This window comes from Bacillus sp. PAMC26543, assembly GCF_014250375.1.
GTDB lineage: Bacteria > Bacillota > Bacilli > Bacillales > Bacillaceae > Bacillus > Bacillus halotolerans.
This window is the reverse complement of sequence record NZ_CP060193.1, coordinates 3,270,325-3,288,005: the sequence shown is the minus strand read 5'-3', so window position 1 is coordinate 3,288,005 and position 17,681 is coordinate 3,270,325. Positions and strand designations below refer to the sequence as shown.

Here is a 17,681-nt window from a genome sequence, read left to right as displayed (position 1 = left end):
TATTCGGCCATTTGCTGTATTCGCCGGTCTCAGGAAGCGCGGCGCCTTGCTGCCGCGTCTTTCCGGCTCCCTAATAAACGAAAGCAAAAAGAATCATCTTCATCAATAAGAAAAAAGACTTGCCGGATGCCGGCAAGCCCCATTATTTTCGAAGTGATGCAAGTTCTTGAGCGATCGCCTGCATTTCGCTCGGGCTGAATGCTTCTTTTTTCATCACCATTTTATGCAGGTAGGTGAGGTCCTCTATTTTTTCGTCGCTGAAGTCTTCTGCTTTGATAACCCCGACATTCAGCATGTTCAGTTTTTGTGAAATCTCTTCAATCATTTGAGTTAATGTTTCTGTATTTTGGCTGGACAAATGATTACATCCTTTCTTTCGCGTCATTTGGTATGTTTTATTCTAACAGAATTCCATCAGAAAAAAACCCTATTCTCATTTCGTCCATTTATTTCAAAAAAGTGGTGACATCAGTTGAAAAGTGATTGAACATCCTACTAAGATAGCGGTAAAGGTTTCTTTTTAGAGAAATATGGGCAAAGAATAGGGAGGTTGCACAACATGATCAGCGTATTATTTGTTTGCTTGGGGAACATTTGCCGGTCTCCAATGGCGGAAGCGATATTTCGGGACTTGGCAGCAACAAAAGGATTAGAGGGGAAAATCAGAACAGACTCAGCCGGCATCGGCGGCTGGCACATCGGCAATCCTCCGCATGAAGGAACGCAGGAGATATTGCGCAGGGAAGGAATCAGCTTTGAAGGCATGCTGGCGCGCCAGGTGCGCGAACAGGATTTAACCGATTTTGATTACATCATTGCGATGGATGCAGAAAATATCGGAAGCCTGAGAAGCATGGCGGGTTTTAAAAAAGCCGCACAGATCAAGAGGCTGCTTGACTACGTTGATGATTCAGATCTTGCGGACGTTCCCGATCCTTACTACACTGGGAACTTTGACGAGGTCTATCAATTGATCAGATCAGGCTGTGAGCATCTGCTTGCATCCATTCAAGAAGAAAAACAATTGTGAGGGAAAGGAGAGTTCATCATGAACAATGAACGCTGGTTGCTGAAAGGTGTCATTCTCGGAGCTGCGGCAGGTGCGGCGCTATCCTTGCTCCATAAGCCGACGAGACAGGCCTGCGGCATGAGATGGATGACGTGCAAGCATAAAATGTCTCTGTACAAAAACAATCCTGAACTATTGAAAAACAATGTCATGACAAAAATTGATGAAGCAAAACAGCTGGCCCAGACGCTGTCAGATGAAGTCGGCTTCGTTAATCAGCAAGTCAAAGAGCTGAAGAAAACAACGCCGAAAGTGATGGAGCTGGTACAGGAAACAAAGGAACATTTTACAAAAGATAAATGATCAAACATTCGAGGTGAGACGACATGAACTTTCTGAAAGAGCTGTTCGGCAGATACACCCTTCATGAGGGGCAAAGCAAATCTGCGGAGCTGGCGTATTTTTTTCTGTTATCGCTGTTTCCGTTTTTGATTTTTATGCTGACGCTCACCGCGTATCTTCCGATTTCTACAGATGACGTGCTGGGGGTTGTAAAACAATACGCTCCCGGAAGTGCGATGTCCCTCGTTGAATCCATTACCCACCAAACATTAAATGACCGAAACGGCGGATTGCTGTCATTCGGGATCATCGCGGCGTTATGGTCTGCGTCTAATGGAATGAATGCCATCGTCAGATCGTTAAACCACGCGTATGAAGTGGAGGAAAACCGCTCTTTTATCATTGTACGTCTAACCTCAATTTTTCTGACGATCGCCATGGTGTTTACCATTTTAGTTGCCTTGCTTCTGCCGGTATTCGGCCGGCAGATCGGAATGCTTGCTGCGGACTTTGTCGGCGCTTCGGACCTGTTTTTATCCATCTGGACTGCGATCCGCTGGGGAGTCAGCCCGCTTGTGCTGCTGATTGTTTTTTCCGCTTTGTACGTTATCGCGCCTAACAAAAAGCTGTCGCTTCGCTTTGTAATGCCGGGTGCGCTGTTTGCGGCCATCGGCTGGATTGTCGTCAGCACCCTGTTTTCGTTTTACGTCAGTACATTTGCGAACTATAGCGCCACATACGGAAGCATTGGGGGGATCATCGTCCTGATGATCTGGTTTTACTTAAGCGGGATTTTAATTATTTTAGGGGGAGAAATCAACGCGCTTTTACATAAACGTAAAAAGCTTCCTGATGAAAATCCCTACAATTAGCGCACCCTATAAAGGAACTTCAGTTCAAAAATGATCCGGGGGGGCAAAACGTGATGACAAAGCATACGAAAAAAGGCGGAAGCCATAACAAACAGAACTCAAAGAGCAAATCGAGTCATAAAACAAGCGGAAGTGCCAACGGACAAAACGGCTATCATTAGAAGAAAAGCCTCCTGACTTTGTGTCAGGAGGCTTTTTCTTATGAAGAGGAAGAATAGGTCTCAGCAGCTGGCCAGATTTTCGGTTTGCCTAAAGCGATAGCGAGCCAGACAGCGGCCAGAATGAGGGTAATCAAATAAAACAAGTTAGCGCTTTCGAAGGTCTGCATATACCAGCCGCCTGCAATCGGCCCGAAAATGCTGCCGAGACTGAATGAAATGCCGCACAGCAAATTCCCCGCCGGAAGCAGGTGGGACGGAAGAAGGTCTGTCATAAAGCTGATGCCGAGTGTAAAGGTTGACCCGACTGCCATGCCCGCAATAAAGAAGCAGCAGCCGATCACGTAAGGAAAAGGGAACACGCCAGCGATGAGAAAGCAAAAGGCTCCCGTCAGCAAAATCACAAGCAGCACATTCCGTCTTCCGTATTTATCGCTGAGAATGCCGAGCGGGAATTGAAAAATAATGCTACCGATCGCAAATGCAGGAAGAATCAAAGCGACGGCGTCCACAGATAAACCCAGACGCAGCGCATACACAGGAAAGCTGCCGTTTAATGCAGTCTCCAGAAATCCGTACCCGAACGTAGGCATAAACGCCACCCATGCAAACAGCATAGCCTGGTAAAAGCGTCTGAAACTATTGTCAGATTTGGTTTCGTGAGGGCTGGTTTCCGGGTATGCATTTTGTAGCAAGAAAACAAAGAGCCACGCAAGCAAACTGATGCAGCCTGACACGATAAAAGGCAGTGCCGGACTCAGCTTAACAAACGGGACCATAAACGGGCCCGCAGCAAAACCAAGACCAAAGGAGAGTCCGTAAATGGAAAGATTTCTCCCGCGGTTTTGCTTTGACGACATGGAGGTCACCCACGTTTGCGTAGAAAAGTGAAGCATATGGTCGCCGATCCCGATGAAAAGACGAAGCAGGAACCACATCCAAACCGACTGAAGCCAAATGAACCCGAACAAGCTTAAAATGACGATGCTTCCGCCAATGACGATCAGCGGTTTGAAACCCAGTTTTCTAAGCGGGGCCTCCATAAACGGAGAAGCCAATAGCACTCCGATGTAGAGTCCAGTCGCATGCAGGCCGTTAATCGCCGCTGATTCACCATTTGTTTCAAAGATAATCGAGATGACGGGCAGCAGCATGCCTTGTGAAAACCCGGATATGGAAACGAGCAAAACCAGAATAGAAAAATGCATTCGTGACATCGTGTCTGTTCTCCTTTGTGAGATCTATGTTGATCGTACACCGATTTCCAAAAGCCGGCAACCTGAAAAAAGCCTATATCGCGCGCAAACATTGACCTCGTGTAATCATGATGATTTTTGTGAAGAATAAAAATAAAACAAGTCATACAAAAGGAGTCAATTCACTATGAATCGTATCTTTTTTATATTAGTGGCGGCTGGTGTTCCGCTTTCTGTTATCGGCAGTTTGATGCATTGGCCTTCTGCCATTCTCTTTGCAGTCTATTGTGTAACAATTATTGCTCTGGCAAGCTATATGGGAAGAGCGACAGAATCGCTGTCCATTATTGCCGGGCCGCGGATCGGCGGTCTGTTGAACGCCACCTTCGGGAATGCGGTTGAGCTGATTATTTCGCTATTTGCATTAAAGGAAGGCCTTACAGGAATCGTGCTTGCCTCTTTAACAGGTTCAGTGCTGGGAAATCTCCTGCTGGTTGCGGGCTTATCGTTTTTTGTCGGCGGTTTAAAATACAAGCGGCAGGAGTTTAATATCCATGATGCACGCCATAATTCAGGGCTTTTGATTTTCGCCATTATTGTGGCTTTCGTAATTCCTGAGGTGTTTTCGGTTGGAATGGGGGATACAAGCAAGCTTAATTTAAGCATCGGGATCAGCATCATTTTGATTCTGTTATATGTGGCGGCTCTGTACTTTAAGCTTGTCACGCACCGCGGTGTATATCAGCCGAACAATGCTGTCCAGCCTGAGGAAGAGGAGCAGCCGGAATGGTCAGGGAAGGTTGCCACGATTGTTTTGTTTGCAGCAACAATTGTCGTGGCGTACATATCCGAAAACCTGGTGCACACATTCCACTCGGTTGCTGAACAGTTCGGCTGGAGCGAGCTGTTTATCGGGGTCATCATCGTTGCGATTGTCGGTAATGCGGCGGAACACGCGTCAGCCATCATTATGGCCTATAAAAATAAAATGGATATTGCAGTTGAAATTGCAGTCGGTTCGACGCTGCAGATTGCTATGTTTGTCGCACCGGTTCTTGTGATCTGTTCCATCTTTTTCCCGGTAAGCATGCCGCTTGTGTTTACACTGCCGGAGCTTGTCGCGATGGTGTCTTCCGTTCTCTTGATGATTGCCATTTCGAATGATGGTGATTCCAACTGGTTTGAAGGTGCCACGCTGCTAGCGGCTTATGTCATTATGGCAATCGGCTTTTTCCTTCTTTAACCTGAAAAAATGATGGATAACAACAAAGCGGGATGAAAAGACTAAGGGAAAATGCGATAGAAAGAGTGATATGATGAAAAAGCTATTTCATTCCACACTTATTGTGTTGTTATTCTTTAGTTTTTTCGGCGTTCAGCCCATCCACGCGAAGAAGCAGTTTAAGGTGCCAAATTCTGTAGCAAGCATTTCGAAAGAAAACACGTATCCGAATGCTTCACAGGATCAGCCGATGCTTCAGCCGAGCAAGCTGGCTAAGGAACTGCTGAGTTCATCAGAGGTACAGATCGAAAATCCGCACCTTATCAAAATGCTGAACGAGTCTACGGTCTCTGGCACACCGCTTGCGGTCGGCTACCGGGCCACAATATTTCTCGGGAAATGGGCGCTTGGATATGAATCGAATGAAACAGTCGCCAACTGGGAATATAAAAAAATCAATACAAACCGCGCGGATAACCGCGGCGGAAAACAAACGGCTGAAATGCATTATGCCCAAGAGCAGCAATATAGAGTAACGGGCGGCCTGACAGCAAAAGTTCCAAACACGGAAGATGTCAAAAGCATGATGATGCTGAAGGCGATGAAAAAAACAAATCTTCCGCTTGCATTTGAAACGGTCATCGGAGCGGGAACAAAACGAGACCAAATTTATAAAGTCGCTCCGAAAAAACTCGGTTATTTAAACGCATATGCTCCGGCTGTGAATGAAAAAGGGAAAGTGACTTACGGAGAAGTCTATTTAGTGCTCAAAGGCAATAAACGAAAACTTGTTGTGAAAAATGTCACGTCACAGGGAATCGGCGCGTGGATTCCGGTTCAAGACCATGTCACGTTTAGCTTCCAGCTTTCCTCACAGCCAAGATAAATAAAAAACTGATTCCTATAATGGAATCAGTTTTTTTATTGGGTTCTTTCAATTCTTACAGCTTCCTCAAGCATTTGCACATTGTTTTGGTACAGCTGGCGAACGAGAACCCGTCTGGCGGCAAGGCTGGCACTGAAATAATCTTCATCCCGGACCATGCCCTTTACGGTAAATTCCACTCCGCGGTTGATTTTATTCAAAGCGGTGATGCCGTGTATTTGAAAAGGTTCTGTCGGGTTTCCGAATTCATCCCGCTTCAGTGAATCGCGAAGCTCTTCATTCAGCATGTCGCACGCTTCCTCCAGCACACTGTATACACGATCTGGATCTTCTTTAAAGCTGATGAGAAAGGATTCGGTAATCCGCATAAAATCAATATTATAATTTTCTATTTGTCTGACCTCGCCGTTGCTGATGGTGAGAAGCTTTCCGCTCCATTCACGGATTTGCAGCGAGCGCAGGCCGATTTCTTCGACGGTGCCGTTAAATAAATTGTTTACTGTCACATAATCGCCTTTATGAAGCTGGCGTTCATAAATTAAAAACACACCCGCCAGCACATCCTTAATCAGTGATTGGGCGCCAAAACCGATGACGATACCGGCTACGCCCGCCCCGGCTAAAATCTTGCCGAAATCATGCACAAATAAAGAAATAACATAAAAGATAAAACCGATCGTCGCCGTATATTGGGTGATAGAACGGACAAGGCTTTCAATGGTTTTCTCTTTTCTTTCTTCAATAAAGTCCGTCCGTTTAAAAAATAACTGCACCAATCGGTTAATGATAAAAACACCGATCCACAAAATGACGGCGACGAGGAGAATATCAACGATTTTATTCTGAAAAATCTCCGTAAGTGTTTCTTCCATCCGCATCTAACTCCTGGCTTGACGTTTTGAAAAATCTGTATCCTGGTAGTAGCTGTTTTTGACGAGAACGTTTGGTCCGAGGCACCGGACATTCGGGCAGTGGCAGTTCAGTTCTTTGGCCAGCTTTGTTTCTCTCCACTTTTGATAGGCGGAAGGCAGGCTGTCCGTTTGTATATTGCCGAGCGGCGGTGTATCGCCAAAGTCGGTCACAATAATATTCCCGTCAAAAATATTGACATTCAGGCGCGACCGGCCGTCAGGGTCATTTCTCACTGTCACGTTTTTCGCCGTGCGAAGCCGGCGAAGCAGCTCTTGATCCTCTTCATCAGGACTGCATGCGTAAAACGGCAGTGTGCCGAACAGCATCCATGTCTTTTCATCACGAATATCCAGCAAACGGTGAATCGCCTGTCTCATGTCCTTCAGGCTGAGAGATTCAAGGGCGCTCGCAAAATCACTCGGATACATCGGATGGATTTCATGACGCTGACATTTCATATCTTCTGTGATTTGGCGGTGAATATGCTCAATGTGCGGAAGTGTGCGTTTGTTCAGCATCGTTTCCGCTGATACCATCACTCCGGCATCCACTAGCTTGCGGCTGTTTTCGATCATTTTATCAAAATAGCGCGCGCGCTGTTCGAAGGTCGGTTTTCTGTCCATCATAGCAAAACCGATTTCCGCAAACTCTTCAACCGTTCCCCAGTTATGAGAAATATGTAACACATCAAGATACGGAATAATACATTCGTATCGCTCGATATCGAGAGTCAGGTTTGAATTGATTTGGGTCCGCACCCCGCGCTCGTGGGCGTATTTCAATAACGGCACGACATATTCCTTTACAGATTTTAATGAAAGCATCGGCTCTCCGCCTGTAATACTGATGGATCTGAGGCGGGGAATTTCCTCCAGCCGTTTTAACAGAAGATCTATTGGCAGAGCATTCGGGTCTTTGGGCTGCAATGTATAGCCTACAGCGCAATGCTCGCATCTCATATTGCACAGTGTCGTCGTTGTAAATTCAACGTTCGTCAGCTGCATATCTCCATACTGGTCGACATCCATATAGGCTTCCCAAGGGTCGAACTCAGGTGTAATCGGACGCAGCTTCGTGTTTTGTGTCATGACTATCTAACTCCTTTATAAATGAGGCATACTAACGCTGCCAACAGTTAATTTTAGACCTGATTTGCCAAGATCGCAAGTAGCGGGGCGATTGAAAAACGGCAAAAAATGAGCTACCATAATAAAAAATGAATGGAGGCGCAGAATGGGGAACGCAGTAAACAATAAAGATCAGCAGCTTGATTATTTAAAGAACAGACTAGACATGTTTATGAACGTCATCGATTCATTAGACCCTGAAGCAACAGACGTTGAAGATATAGACAGGCTCATCGGCATGCTGGATGACCTGGAAGCCAAATATGAACGATTTAAAAAAGACTGGGAATAAAACCGCGCATGCCGCGGTTTTTTATATTGGCATAAAGCGTCAGTATAAAACAGGGCGCCTTTCTGTAAAATAAGAAAAAATGCAGAAGGAGCGCTGGCCATGAAGTGGATGTGTGCAATATGCTGCGCCGCCGTCCTGCTTGCAGCAGGAGCAAAACAGGCAGATGCGGTACCGAATGAGCCGATTAATTGGGGCTTTAAGCGAAGCGTTAATCATCAGCCGCCAGATGCGGGAAAACAGCTGAACAGCCTGATCAAAAAATATGACGCGTTTTATTTAGGCAATACAAAAGAAAAAACAATTTATTTAACATTTGATAACGGCTACGAAAATGGCTATACGCCAAAAGTGCTTGATGTCTTAAAAAAACATCACGTGACAGGAACGTTTTTTGTCACCGGGCATTTCGTGAAGGATCAGCCCGAGCTGATCAAACGGATGTCGGATGAAGGGCATATCATCGGCAACCACTCCTTTCACCATCCGGATCTGACGACAAAAACAGCAGACCAAATTCAGGACGAGCTTGATTCAGTCAACGAGGAAGTTTATAAGATCACGGGAAAGCAGGACAACCTATACTTACGGCCGCCGCGCGGCGTGTTCAGTGAATATGTGCTGAAAGAAACAAAACGCATGGGCTATCAAACCGTTTTCTGGTCCGTCGCTTTTGTCGACTGGAAAATCAATCATCAAAAAGGGAAAAAATACGCCTACGGCCACATGATCAAACAGGCGCATCCGGGTGCGATTTACCTGCTTCACACTGTCTCCAAGGACAATGCCGAGGCGCTGGACGATGCGATTACCGACCTGAAAAAACAAGGCTATACCTTTAAAAGCATTGATGACTTGATGTTTGAGAAAGAAATGAAGCTGCCGTCTTTGTAAACATGAAAGCCTCTCCGCAATAGAGAGGCTTTTACTATTTTTCTATGCATTTTATTAAAGCGGCCCAATCTAGGTTTCCAAGCCCTTTTTCAATACCGCTTTCAAAATGGCCTTTCGCCAGCTCGGCAAGAGGGAGGTTTGCAGAAACCTGCTCCGCGGCGGCGAGCGCCAGATTGGTGTCCTTCAACCCTAATGACATTTTAAAGCCCGCCGGCTCAAATGTTTGCTCAGCCATGATCGTTCCGTAATTTTGATATACGGGGGAGCCGAAAAGCGCGTTGGCGATCTCTAAAAATTGTTTTTGCTCTAATCCGTATTTCTCCATCAACAGGAATGATTCAGATAACGCCTCCAGCATGGATACGAGCAGGAAATTGATGCTGATTTTCGCTGCGTTTGCTGTTTTGCTTTCTTCGCCGACGTCAAACACTTGCTGACTCAAGCTTTCGAGCAGAGGTTTTGCTGTTTTTTTTGCTTCCGCGGGTCCTGCCGCTATAATGCGAAGGGCGGCTTTTGCGGCTGCATCCGGCCTTCCCAGCACAGGAGCCGCAAGGAAGGATTGTCCTTTTTCTGCATGGGCGGCCGCAAGTTTTTCTGAGAACTCCACACTGATCGTGCTCATCGAAATGTGAATGCCATTCTCTGATAACCCTTCAATCAATCCGTCTTTGCCGAACGTCACGTTGCTGACAGAATTGTCATCGGAAAGCATTGTCACGACAATATCAGCGGTCTCGGCCGCCTGGCGCGGCGTTTCTGCCACTTGGGCGCCCCGGGATGCAAATTCCTCCGTCTTTTCTTTCGTCCGATTGTATACTGTCAAACGATAGCCTGCTTGAAGCACGTTCCGGGCAATGGGCTGTCCCATATTGCCGAGTCCGATCGCAGCGATTTTCAATCTGATCACTCCCTGAACATTTTTTTCATTATATACAAAATGAACAGGATATGCTGGAAATCGGCTTACCAAAATAAAAAGAACAGCTTCACGCTGTCCTCATTTAAAGATGTTGAACCATCCTTTATGTACAAACCATATCAGCATGCCGGCCACAAGAGCGGCCATCAGGCCAAGCACGGCGAAATATCCGTATTTCCAATGCAGCTCCGGCATGTTGTCGAAGTTCATGCCGTAAACGCCGGCGATAAACGTGAGCGGGATAAAAATGGTAGACACGATGGTCAATGTCATCATAATCGCATTCATCCTGTTCGAATTCAGTGTCACGTAGCTGTCACGCAAATCGGACGTCATGTCGCGGTTAGATTCCACAATTTCTGAAAGCTTTAATAAATGATCGTAAATATCGCTGAAGTATGCCTTTGTTTCCCGCTGCTCCTTCACATGGTCAAGGCTTAAAATCCGATACAGCAAATCACGCATCGGAATAATGGTCCGCCTGAGATGCAATAGGTCAGTTCTGAGCTCAAACACCTCGCTCATCAGCGTCCCGTATGTTTTGTGGCTGCGGCTGTCTTCAATCTCATTCAGCCGGTCTTCTATTTTGTACACCAGAGGAAAATATTCATCAACAAGCTGATCCATGATCATGTAAGAAATATGCCCCGGCCCTTTTTTTAACATGTCCGGTGAAGCATATAAACGCTCCCGGACTTTGGCGATACCGGGCGTTTCGTGTAAATGAAAGGTGACGACAAATTTTTCACCTTGAAAGATATCGACTTCCTCGGTTTCAAGTGTTTCCTGATTCAGCGCATGAAGCACGTAAAAGCGATAGCCGTCGTAATGGTCAAGCTTCGGACGCTGCATATGCTGAAAGCAATCTTCAATCGCAAGCGGATGAAAATGAAAAAAATCTCTCAATAACGCGGTTTCCGTTTCCTCCGGGCCGTAAAAATCAACCCAGTACCACGCAATATCCGGCTGTTCAACCCGTTCGATCGGTATATTTTTCAAAAGCTGATGCTGTGTTGTGATAGCGGTAATGTTGATCATAAACAACCCTCCACCTGCCATTATATCATGCAGCCTTTTTCAGAAAAGTATACAGTGTTTTCTACCGGTTTCCAGCGGCGTGGTATACTGAACAAAAACGGAAAAAGGGCTGATCATATGTGGAAAGAAAAAGTATCGGTCACACCGCCGTACCATTTTGACCGTGTGCTCGACAGGCTGTCGTTAGATCCTCTTAATGCAGTTGATTTGAAAGCGCGGGACATAAGAGTGCCGATCAGAAATAAGGCCGGTGACGTATGTATTGTGAAGGTGCAGGCGTTAGGCCATGCGGACGAGCCCGAGTTTCTCGTCAGCGGGGAAACAGAGCAGGAAGACATGATGAAGGAAATCAAACGGATTTTTCAATGGGAACATGATTTGCAGCATGTCCTTGATCATTTCTCAAAAACGAATCTTTCCGCGATTTTTGAAGAGCATGCAGGCACGCCGCTGGTATTAGACTACAGCGTGTACAACTGTATCATGAAATGCATTGTGCACCAGCAGCTGAATCTATCTTTTGCGTACACCTTGACAGAACGGTTTGTCCATACGTTCGGCGAGCAGAAGGACGGTGTGTGGTGCTATCCGAAGCCGGAAACGATTGCGGCGCTGGATTATCAAGATCTCCGCGAGCTCCAGTTCAGCATGAGAAAAGCGGAATACGCCATTGATACGTCGCGAATGATCGCCGAAGGTTCGCTCGACTTGTCAGAGCTGCCCCAACTGACGGATGAAGACATCATGAAGAAACTGATCAAAATCAGAGGCATCGGCCCATGGACGGTACAAAACGTGCTGATGTTTGGGCTCGGACGGCCCAATTTATTCCCGCTGGCCGATATCGGACTGCAAAACGCGATCAAACGCCACTTCAATTTGGACGACAAACCGGCAAAGGATGTTATGCTCGCGATGAGCAAGGAGTGGGAGCCTTATTTGAGCTATGCGTCGTTGTATTTGTGGAGGAGTATAGAATAATTCGTCTGACAATGAAGGAAATCGTGCAAACGTGTTATACTAGAAAGATGTGAAAAAAACATTTCACTTTCTGCCATCTGCAGAAAGCTTCATATAGAAACGGAGAGAACAACGTGAACCAACAAAACAAAAAGGCGCCCGTCGAACTGAAAGTCGGACAGACCTTTCCGCTGACGATTAAACGTCTCGGAATTAACGGGGAAGGCGTCGGCTATTTCAAGAAAAAAGTCGTGTTCGTGCCCGGCGCGCTTCCTGGTGAAGAGGTTGTCGTCCAAGCGACGAAAGTGCAGCCGAAGTTTTCGGAGGGACGGATCAAGAAGATTCGCAAGGCTTCGGAGCATCGGGTGGCACCGCCTTGCCCTGTCTACGAGCAGTGCGGCGGCTGCCAGCTTCAGCATCTTGCATACAGCCAGCAGCTTCGGGAAAAGCGCGACATCGTCATCCAGTCTCTGGAGCGCCATACGAAGTTCAAAGTCGAAAACATGGATATCAGAGAAACGGTCGGCATGGACAACCCATGGAATTACCGCAACAAAAGCCAATTCCAGATCGGACGCTCACAAAGCGGCAGCATCATTGCCGGCTTATACGGCCTTGATTCTCATGATATCGTGCCGATCAAAGACTGTATCGTTCAGCATCCGGCAACCAACAAAACAACAGGCATCGTCCGCCGCATTTTAGAGGACTTCAATGTGTCTGTTTATAATGAAAGAAAACGAAAAGGCGACGTTCGCACGATAGTGACGAGAGTCGGCTTTGAAACAGGCGAAGTGCAGGTCGTGCTTGTAACAGCAAAAGAAACGCTTCCGCATAAGGAAGAAATCGTCAAAGCGATCCAAAAGCGCCTGCCTGAGGTGAAATCCATTATTCAAAATGTAAACGGAGCGAAAACCTCTGTTATTTTCGGTGAGAAATCAAAACCCCTCGCCGGACATACCGTGATTCAAGAGGTGCTCGGCGACGTATCTTTTGAATTGAGCGCCCGCGCCTTCTTCCAGCTCAATCCGGAGCAAACCGTCAAGCTGTATGATGAAGTGAAAAAAGCGGCGCAGCTGACCGGGAAAGAAAAAGTCGTTGACGCGTATTGCGGCGTCGGCACCATCGGCATGTGGGTGGCGGACGGAGCGAAGGAAGTCCGCGGCATGGACGTCATCAAAGAATCGATTGACGATGCCAAGAAAAATGCCAAAAAACACGGCATGACAAACGCCACGTACGTAACAGGAACAGCCGAGCACTGGCTCCCGAAATGGACGAAAGAAGGCTTCCGCCCGGACGTCGTCATCGTTGATCCGCCAAGAACCGGCTGTGACAGCACGTTCCTGGATACGATCAAAAAAGTCAAACCGAAACGTTTTGTCTACGTTTCCTGCAATCCATCCACACTTGCGAAGGATTTACAGGCGCTTTCGAAAGACTATCGCGTGGAATATATTCAGCCTGTCGATATGTTTCCGCAGACGGCTCACGTTGAAGCAGTGGCGAAGCTTGTATTGAAATCGTCTAACTAAAATAATCAATTCCTAATCAGATCTGGATTTCGGTAGAATGAACATTGCCGATTTCTGGGTCTTTTTCATGCGCAACCCACCCAAGCTATTGAAAGAAAATTTGCAGGAACATACACTGAAACTTGGATCATGTACCTAACCCTATGACTCAAACTGCTTTTCTAGTCGGTTTACTTTGTCACTTTTTATGTGTGACTAGTAAAGATGTAAATGTTCAAAATTTACTATCGTTTGATAAGAAGTGCTTAAGCATGCTATAAGTGTAAAAGAAGCATGGTCAGCTTTTTAATTTTGGGATAAAGGTGTAGCCGTATCCCATAATGAAAGGATTTGAATGTAATGACGATAGATAATTTCTGGCGTGAATTACCACGGCCATTTTTTGTACTGGCACCAATGGAAGATGTGACAGATGTTGTTTTCCGTCATGTAGTAAGTGAAGCAGGCAGGCCGGATGTGTTTTTTACAGAGTTTACAAACTCGGAGAGCTATTGTCACCCGGATGGGAAGGATAGTGTGCGCGGCCGTTTGACTTTTACAGAGGATGAACAGCCAATGGTAGCTCATATATGGGGAGACAAGCCTGAGAACTTTCGCCAAATGAGTATTGGTATGGCGGAACTAGGGTTTAAGGGTCTAGATATCAATATGGGCTGTCCTGTACCTAATGTTGCGGGAAATGGAAAGGGAAGCGGCCTTATTTGTCGTCCAGAGGTTGCAGCAGAACTAATACAAGCAGCAAAAGCAGGCGGATTGCCAGTAAGCGTGAAAACGAGACTTGGTTACACGGATATAGATGAATGGCGCGGCTGGCTGACACACGTATTGAAACAGGACATTGCTAATCTTTCCATTCATTTGCGCACAAGAGCGGAAATGAGCAAAGTGGATGCGCATTGGGAACTCATCCCGGAGATTAAGAAACTTCGTGATGAGGTAGCGCCAGATACACTGTTGACGATCAATGGGGATATTCCTGACCGCCAAACTGGATTAAAACTTGCTGAACAATACGGTGTCGATGGAATTATGATAGGGCGCGGTATTTTTACAAATCCATTTGCCTTTGAAAAGGAGCCGAAAGAGCATAGCAGTAAGGAATTGCTTGATCTCTTACGGCTGCATCTGGATCTTCATGATAAATATTCAGCATTAGAAGCGCGTCCATACAAGCCTCTTCCTCGCTTTTTCAAAATTTACCTCCGCGGATTCCGCGGAGCAAGTGAATTAAGAAACCAGTGCATGAACACTAAGTCAACAGATGAAGTGCGTGCATTGCTCGATGACTTTGAGAGTAAGTATCTTGATGGGGCGGAGCAACAGTAGATGTTTCCTAATTCAAGGTAAAAGCGGAGCGGGACGCTCTTTTTGCTTTATAAGTTAGTTATTTAGGAAAAGTTTATTTTCACTGTGCAAAAATACAACAGACGAAGAGGAATCTGTCAGATTTCCTCTTCTTTTTTGATTCAATAAGTCAGATTGTCTGACATTCCAATTGAACCAGCCCCATATAATCAATAAAGTAAATGCAAGAGTTTCTAAAACAGAATGGAGGCTGGAAGCATGATGGATGAATACGCCAGTATATATAAGAACGTGATTGAATGGAGGAGACATCTTCATCAATACCCGGAGCTGTCCTTTCAAGAAGAAAAAACAGCTCAATTTGTATATGATACGCTCTCTTCTTTTGAAAATCTTGAGATCAGCCGCCCGACAAGGACAAGTGTCGTTGCCCGGCTGAGCGGTGCGCGCCCGGGCAAGCGAATTGGGCTGCGCGCTGATATGGATGCGCTGCCGATTCAAGAGGAGCATGACAGTCATTTTCGCTCCCGCCATCCAGGTGTAATGCATGCGTGCGGGCATGATGGGCACACCGCCATGCTGCTTGGGGCGGCTGAGATTTTGTCTCGGAAAAAGGATGAGCTTAGCGGCGAAGTCTACTTTATTTTTCAGCATGCCGAGGAGGTTCATCCTGGCGGAGCGCAGGAAATGGTGAAGGCTGGTGTTGCGGACCATCTTGATCTATGCATAGCCATCCATCTGTTTTCTGCCATGCCTTTAGGAAAAATCGGACTGGCATCAGGCCCGGTCACAGCTAACTCTAATCGCTTTGATATCACGATTAGGAAAAGGCGGGCATGCCTCTCAGCCTGAACAGTATATTGACCCGCTTGTGATTGCCTCACAAGTCATTACTCATTTGCAAAGCATTGCCTCAAGACATACAGATCCTGCCGAAAGACTGGTGCTCTCTGTTACCATGTGTCATGCGGGCTCCGCCTACAATGTGATCCCCGATACTGTGACGCTTGGAGGGACGGTAAGGACGTTTCGAAAGGAAGTCCGGGCAAATACGGAAGCGCTCATGGAAACCATTATAAAAGGCGTAACTGAAGCCCATGGCGCGTCGTATGATTTTGATTACCGCCATGGATACAAGTCTGTGGTAAACGATCCGAACGTAACCGAACTGGTCAGACAAGCAGCAGAGAATCTGTGGGGGAAGGATCAGGTATTTCCGTTAGCGCCAATGATGGGCGGAGAGGATTTCTCCGCGTTTTCTGAACGAGTGCCTAGCTGTTATATCGCTTTGGGAGCGGGAACCGGGGAGATGATCTATCCGCATCACCATCCTAAATTCATGTTCGATGAAAAAGCGTTATCAGCAGGTGTTAAATTATTTGTAAATTCAGTCTATTTCATTCTGCATTCCCGTGAATCGATTTCAATGAAGATCAACTAAAACCGATTATAGGAGGGCGCTATGGCTAAACATCTGCCGGAAGTCATGACCGCTGATTCTTTACAAAAAATCGAGCATAAAGGAATATTAAAGTGGATCGAAAAGGCTGGAAACAAATTGCCTGATCCTTTTATGTTATTTATCTACTTATCGGTGATCATCATTGCCATGTCTGTTTTGCTGGCAGGAAACGCAGTGACACATCCGGGAGACGGGAAAGAGGTAGCCGTTAAGAGTTTGCTCAGCACCGAGGGCATTCACTGGATGCTGACGGAAGCGGTGAACAACTTTGTTCAATTTCCGCCTCTCGGACTTGTGCTCACGATGGTGCTCGGCATCGGGCTGGCGGAACGCGTCGGTTTGATCGAGGCTGTGCTGCAAAAGATGATGGCGCATGTTCCGAAAGCGATCATCAGCTATTCCGTCGTATTTGTCGGGATTTTAGGGAATCTGGCGTCTGATGCGGCATGGGTCATTATCCCGCCGGTTGGCGCCCTGATCTTCATGGCAGCCGGGCGTCATCCGCTTGCCGGCTTTGCGGCCGCTGCGGCAGGTGTAGGGTCAGGATTTACGGCCAATCTGATGATCGCCGGGACAGACGCGCTTCTTTCCGGCATTACCACACAGGTCGCACAAACCGTCGATAAAAATGCTCAGGTATCGGCTGTCGATAACTGGTTTTTCATGGCGGCCTCCGTATTTGTTTTAGCTTTTATCGGTGCATGGGTTACTGATAAAATCGTTGAACCCCGGCTTGGCAGCTACCGCGGAGAATACAAGCCTGAAATGGCGGCGTTAACGGGAAAAGAGATCAAAGCACTGAAGGCGGCGGGGGCAGCGGCCCTTTTATATGCTGGAGTCATTGCGTTATTAGTCGTTCCAGAGGGAGCGCTCCTGCGTGATCCTGAAAACGGATCAATTCTTTCCTCGCCTTTTCTGAAAGGCATCATCCCCATCATTCTGCTGTTCTTTATTACTGTATCGGTTGTCTATGGCATCGTGGCCGGACGCATTAAGGATCAGACAGACGTCCCGAGGCTGATGGGAGATTCCATTAAAGGCATGTCAGGCTTTATTGTGCTTGTCTTTGTCATTTCACAGTTTATCGCTTTTTTCACGTGGAGCAATATGGGAATTTTTATGGCTGTAAAAGGAGCGGACTTTCTGGAATCCATCCATTTAACCGGGTTTCCTGTATTAATCGGATTTTCGTTGCTGACTTGTGTCGTCAGTCTGTTTATTACGAGCGGCTCTGCTTTATGGGCGTTGCTGGCCCCTGTGTTTATCCCGATGCTGATGCTGCTGGATTTTCATCCCGCGTTTATTCAAATTGCCTATCGGATTGCGGATTCCGCGACAAACACCATTACGCCGATGAATCCGTATTTGCCGATGCTGATGGCTTACTATAAGCGCTACAAATCAGATGCGGGCTTCGGAACTGTGATCTCAACCATGATTCCGTATACGGTTCTGTTCTTCTTGGCGTGGCTTCTCATGATGTTCATTTGGTACGCTTTCGGCTGGCCGATCGGACCGGGCGTTTATGCAAAATAAAAATGGCAAAGGGTGGGAG

17 protein-coding genes and 1 pseudogene are annotated in these 17,681 nt (G+C 46.7%); 12 read left to right on the top strand and 6 right to left on the bottom strand.

The window, feature by feature from the left end:
- Positions 1-142 precede the first annotated feature (142 nt).
- Complete coding sequence (locus H7F27_RS16690; RefSeq protein ID WP_010333391.1) at positions 143-358, bottom strand: DUF1128 domain-containing protein; 216 nt, start codon at positions 356-358, stop codon at positions 143-145.
- A 201-nt stretch (positions 359-559) separates the two neighbouring features.
- Here H7F27_RS16690 and H7F27_RS16685 point away from each other — a divergent pair, with 201 nt between their 5' ends.
- From H7F27_RS16685 to H7F27_RS16675, 3 genes are read left to right on the top strand one after another with little or no spacing between them, the layout of a single operon-like run.
- The gene (locus H7F27_RS16685) at positions 560-1,030 is read left to right on the top strand and encodes a low molecular weight protein-tyrosine-phosphatase (RefSeq protein WP_024120584.1); all 471 of its coding nucleotides are present in this window, start codon (positions 560-562) and stop codon (positions 1,028-1,030) included.
- A gap of 18 nt (positions 1,031-1,048) precedes the next feature.
- Positions 1,049-1,372: a hypothetical protein gene (locus H7F27_RS16680; RefSeq protein ID WP_095714626.1), complete on the top strand. Its 324-nt coding sequence runs from the start codon at positions 1,049-1,051 to the stop codon at positions 1,370-1,372.
- Positions 1,373-1,395: 23 nt separating this feature from the next.
- Positions 1,396-2,223 carry a YihY family inner membrane protein gene (locus H7F27_RS16675; protein ID WP_024120586.1) on the top strand — a complete coding sequence of 276 codons (828 nt, stop codon included), beginning with the start codon at positions 1,396-1,398 and terminating at the stop codon, positions 2,221-2,223.
- A 199-nt stretch (positions 2,224-2,422) separates the two neighbouring features.
- Here the strand turns inward: H7F27_RS16675 and H7F27_RS16670 are convergent, their stop codons facing one another.
- Complete coding sequence (locus H7F27_RS16670) at positions 2,423-3,598, bottom strand: MFS transporter (RefSeq protein ID WP_101860293.1); 1,176 nt, start codon at positions 3,596-3,598, stop codon at positions 2,423-2,425.
- A gap of 166 nt (positions 3,599-3,764) precedes the next feature.
- On the opposite strand from H7F27_RS16670, the gene cax reads away from it, so the two are divergent.
- Positions 3,765-4,820: a calcium/proton exchanger gene (gene cax / locus H7F27_RS16665; protein ID WP_024120588.1), complete on the top strand. Its 1,056-nt coding sequence runs from the start codon at positions 3,765-3,767 to the stop codon at positions 4,818-4,820.
- Positions 4,821-4,890: 70 nt separating this feature from the next.
- Positions 4,891-5,685, top strand: a complete 795-nt coding sequence (locus H7F27_RS16660) for a YfkD famly protein (protein WP_081638251.1) — start codon at positions 4,891-4,893, stop codon at positions 5,683-5,685.
- Between the two features lie 35 nt (positions 5,686-5,720).
- Here H7F27_RS16660 and mscC read toward each other — a convergent pair whose 3' ends face one another.
- Complete coding sequence (gene mscC, locus H7F27_RS16655) at positions 5,721-6,563, bottom strand: mechanosensitive ion channel protein MscC (RefSeq protein ID WP_083504394.1); 843 nt, start codon at positions 6,561-6,563, stop codon at positions 5,721-5,723.
- Complete coding sequence (yfkAB, locus tag H7F27_RS16650; RefSeq protein WP_185848169.1) at positions 6,564-7,685, bottom strand: radical SAM/CxCxxxxC motif protein YfkAB; 1,122 nt, start codon at positions 7,683-7,685, stop codon at positions 6,564-6,566. It lies immediately after the preceding gene.
- 145 nt (positions 7,686-7,830) lie between these two features.
- Here yfkAB and H7F27_RS16645 point away from each other — a divergent pair, with 145 nt between their 5' ends.
- On the top strand, positions 7,831-8,016 hold the full coding sequence (locus H7F27_RS16645) for an SE1561 family protein (protein ID WP_010333401.1): 186 nt from the start codon (positions 7,831-7,833) through the stop codon (positions 8,014-8,016).
- Between the two features lie 99 nt (positions 8,017-8,115).
- Entirely contained in the window at positions 8,116-8,907 is a 792-nt protein-coding gene (gene pdaA, locus H7F27_RS16640; protein WP_024120592.1) for a delta-lactam-biosynthetic de-N-acetylase, read from the top strand.
- A gap of 34 nt (positions 8,908-8,941) precedes the next feature.
- Here the strand turns inward: pdaA and H7F27_RS16635 are convergent, their stop codons facing one another.
- Positions 8,942-9,805: an NAD(P)-dependent oxidoreductase gene (locus H7F27_RS16635; protein ID WP_260627281.1), complete on the bottom strand. Its 864-nt coding sequence runs from the start codon at positions 9,803-9,805 to the stop codon at positions 8,942-8,944.
- 99 nt (positions 9,806-9,904) lie between these two features.
- Positions 9,905-10,864, bottom strand: coding sequence for a magnesium/cobalt transporter CorA (gene corA / locus H7F27_RS16630; RefSeq protein WP_024120593.1), 960 nt, complete (start codon positions 10,862-10,864; stop codon positions 9,905-9,907).
- Positions 10,865-10,981: 117 nt separating this feature from the next.
- On the opposite strand from corA, the gene H7F27_RS16625 reads away from it, so the two are divergent.
- The 5 genes and pseudogenes from H7F27_RS16625 to H7F27_RS16605 all read left to right on the top strand — a co-directional run bounded on the left by H7F27_RS16625 (position 10,982) and on the right by H7F27_RS16605 (position 17,662).
- Entirely contained in the window at positions 10,982-11,845 is an 864-nt protein-coding gene (locus H7F27_RS16625; protein WP_101863609.1) for a DNA-3-methyladenine glycosylase family protein, read from the top strand.
- A 113-nt stretch (positions 11,846-11,958) separates the two neighbouring features.
- On the top strand, positions 11,959-13,359 hold the full coding sequence (gene rlmD / locus H7F27_RS16620; RefSeq protein ID WP_185848167.1) for a 23S rRNA (uracil(1939)-C(5))-methyltransferase RlmD: 1,401 nt from the start codon (positions 11,959-11,961) through the stop codon (positions 13,357-13,359).
- A gap of 339 nt (positions 13,360-13,698) precedes the next feature.
- The gene (locus H7F27_RS16615) at positions 13,699-14,685 is read left to right on the top strand and encodes a tRNA dihydrouridine synthase (protein WP_024120596.1); all 987 of its coding nucleotides are present in this window, start codon (positions 13,699-13,701) and stop codon (positions 14,683-14,685) included.
- Between the two features lie 237 nt (positions 14,686-14,922).
- Positions 14,923-16,105, top strand: a pseudogene (locus H7F27_RS16610) (M20 family metallopeptidase).
- A 21-nt stretch (positions 16,106-16,126) separates the two neighbouring features.
- Positions 16,127-17,662 carry an AbgT family transporter gene (locus tag H7F27_RS16605; RefSeq protein ID WP_185848166.1) on the top strand — a complete coding sequence of 512 codons (1,536 nt, stop codon included), beginning with the start codon at positions 16,127-16,129 and terminating at the stop codon, positions 17,660-17,662.
- The last annotated feature ends 19 nt before the right edge of the window (positions 17,663-17,681 follow it).

Excerpts from the sequence above, each read along its gene's own strand:
- H7F27_RS16685 (WP_024120584.1), top strand. The coding sequence starts at position 560 with ATGATCAGCGTATTATTTGTTTGCTTGGGGAACATTTGCCGGTCTCCA.
- H7F27_RS16615 (WP_024120596.1), top strand. The coding sequence starts at position 13,699 with ATGACGATAGATAATTTCTGGCGTGAATTACCACGGCCATTTTTTGTA.
- pdaA (WP_024120592.1), top strand. The coding sequence starts at position 8,116 with ATGAAGTGGATGTGTGCAATATGCTGCGCCGCCGTCCTGCTTGCAGCA.
- H7F27_RS16625 (WP_101863609.1), top strand. The coding sequence starts at position 10,982 with ATGTGGAAAGAAAAAGTATCGGTCACACCGCCGTACCATTTTGACCGT.
- H7F27_RS16660 (WP_081638251.1), top strand. The coding sequence starts at position 4,891 with ATGATGAAAAAGCTATTTCATTCCACACTTATTGTGTTGTTATTCTTT.
- H7F27_RS16675 (WP_024120586.1), top strand. The coding sequence starts at position 1,396 with ATGAACTTTCTGAAAGAGCTGTTCGGCAGATACACCCTTCATGAGGGG.
- H7F27_RS16645 (WP_010333401.1), top strand. The coding sequence starts at position 7,831 with ATGGGGAACGCAGTAAACAATAAAGATCAGCAGCTTGATTATTTAAAG.
- H7F27_RS16680 (WP_095714626.1), top strand. The coding sequence starts at position 1,049 with ATGAACAATGAACGCTGGTTGCTGAAAGGTGTCATTCTCGGAGCTGCG.
- mscC (WP_083504394.1), bottom strand. The coding sequence starts at position 6,563 with ATGCGGATGGAAGAAACACTTACGGAGATTTTTCAGAATAAAATCGTT.
- corA (WP_024120593.1), bottom strand. The coding sequence starts at position 10,864 with ATGATCAACATTACCGCTATCACAACACAGCATCAGCTTTTGAAAAAT.
- cax (WP_024120588.1), top strand. The coding sequence starts at position 3,765 with ATGAATCGTATCTTTTTTATATTAGTGGCGGCTGGTGTTCCGCTTTCT.
- yfkAB (WP_185848169.1), bottom strand. The coding sequence starts at position 7,685 with ATGACACAAAACACGAAGCTGCGTCCGATTACACCTGAGTTCGACCCT.
- H7F27_RS16605 (WP_185848166.1), top strand. The coding sequence starts at position 16,127 with ATGGCTAAACATCTGCCGGAAGTCATGACCGCTGATTCTTTACAAAAA.
- H7F27_RS16670 (WP_101860293.1), bottom strand. The coding sequence starts at position 3,598 with ATGTCACGAATGCATTTTTCTATTCTGGTTTTGCTCGTTTCCATATCC.